The sequence below is a fragment of the Pseudomonas sp. FG86 genome (genome assembly GCF_057808775.1).
On the sequence record NZ_JBMDIS010000188.1, the window covers coordinates 1 to 1,405 of the forward strand.

Genomic DNA, 1,405 nt, shown 5'->3' on the forward strand with positions numbered 1-1,405 from the left:
CTGTGTGTGTTACTTGAAACCGAGTTGGCGCCAGCCTTCGTAGACAGCAACGGCTACGGTGTTCGACAGGTTCAGGCTGCGGCAACCTTCGCGCATCGGCAAGCGCAGGCGATGCCCGTCAGGCAGGGCATCGAGTACCTCGGCCGGCAGGCCACGGCTTTCCGGGCCGAACAGGAAGGCGTCGCCTTCGGCAAAACTGGCATCATGGAACGGCCGCGAGCCCTTGGTGGTAAACGCGAACAGCCGTGGGTGGCCCAGGCTTTCCAGGCAGCTGGCCAGGTCGGGGTGGCGCTGCAAGGTGGCGTACTCGTGGTAATCCAGCCCGGCGCGGCGCAGGCGCTTGTCGTCCATGTCAAAGCCCAGGGGCTCGATCAAATGCAGGTGGCAGCCACTGTTGGCGCACAGCCTGATAACGTTGCCGGTATTCGGCGGAATTTCTGGTTGAAAAAGGATGACGTGAAACATGCACGGCTCCGAAGGCAAAGATGCGCTGCATTCTACCCTCGAAGAGGATCCCAGGCCGAAGCTATTGCCGAGGGTTTTGGGCTCGTTGGCGATTGTCGGCCTGATGGTGGGCCTGATGATCGGTCGCCTGACCACCCCCGACCCGGTCGAGTTGCTGCAGGTCGAGCCTGCGGCGGATGGCGTGGTGGTGTGGTTTAACAGCGAGCCCAAGCTGCACGGCGAGCAGGTCGATGGCACCGTGGCGCTGTTGTTCGACGCGCAGGGCAAGGCGGCCGGCGGGCAACTCAAGGTCAATGGCAAGGATGTGAACTGGCGCATACGCAAGACCGATGCTGGCCTGCTGCTGAACCTGGTGGCGGCTCGGCCGTTGCGCGGGGAATGGTCGGGGGAGAAGGCTGAAGGCCGCTGGCGGCTGGAGATCCATCTCCAAGAGCAATAAAAGAGGGAATCCCCGGCCTGCCTGTACCAAGGTCCCCAAAACGGGCTGGGGCTATGGGCGCTGTGCCACATAAGCCCCGGGTGTAAAGAAGGGAGTTCCCGGCCTGCCTGTACCAGGGCTCCCAAAACGGGGTGAAGCCTCAAGGGCTTCGGTGTTAAAGAGGGAATCCCCGGCCTGCCTGTACCGAGGTTCCCCAAAGCGGTGTGGAGCGCGACGCGGTTCGCATCAAGCACCCCGGGTGTAAAGAGGGGATTCTCGGCCTGCCTGTACCAAGGTCCCCGAAACTGGGTTGTACAAGGGATATTGCAGGGCGCGTGCCAGAGTCGCGAAGTGGCGCCAAAAAAAATCTTCAAAAAGCGCAAAGCCCCGGAATACGGGGCTTTGGTGTTTTCGGGGTTCAGGTTTTTTTCAGCGGTTCTGCGGTTTCAGGCGTTGGATCCATGCCCGATGCCGGTTCATGGTGCATTGAAGCGGTGCACGGTTCTGAAGCCTTTGGAGGTC

3 protein-coding genes are annotated in these 1,405 nt (G+C 61.6%); 2 read left to right on the forward strand and 1 reads right to left on the reverse strand.

The window, feature by feature from the left end:
• Window positions 1-9: 9 nt before the first annotated feature.
• Window positions 10-465: a tRNA (cytidine(34)-2'-O)-methyltransferase gene (locus ACODSV_RS36225; RefSeq protein WP_150056483.1), complete on the reverse strand. Its 456-nt coding sequence runs from the start codon at window positions 463-465 to the stop codon at window positions 10-12.
• On the opposite strand from ACODSV_RS36225, the gene ACODSV_RS36230 reads away from it, so the two are divergent.
• Both ACODSV_RS36230 and ACODSV_RS36235 read left to right on the forward strand, forming a co-directional pair.
• Window positions 464-904, forward strand: coding sequence for a hypothetical protein (locus tag ACODSV_RS36230; protein ID WP_150056484.1), 441 nt, complete (start codon window positions 464-466; stop codon window positions 902-904). The two genes, ACODSV_RS36225 and ACODSV_RS36230, sit on opposite strands and share 2 nt — an antisense overlap.
• Window positions 905-1,218: 314 nt before the next feature.
• On the forward strand, window positions 1,219-1,405 hold a 187-nt coding region (locus tag ACODSV_RS36235; protein ID WP_489078412.1), incomplete at its 3' end, for a hypothetical protein.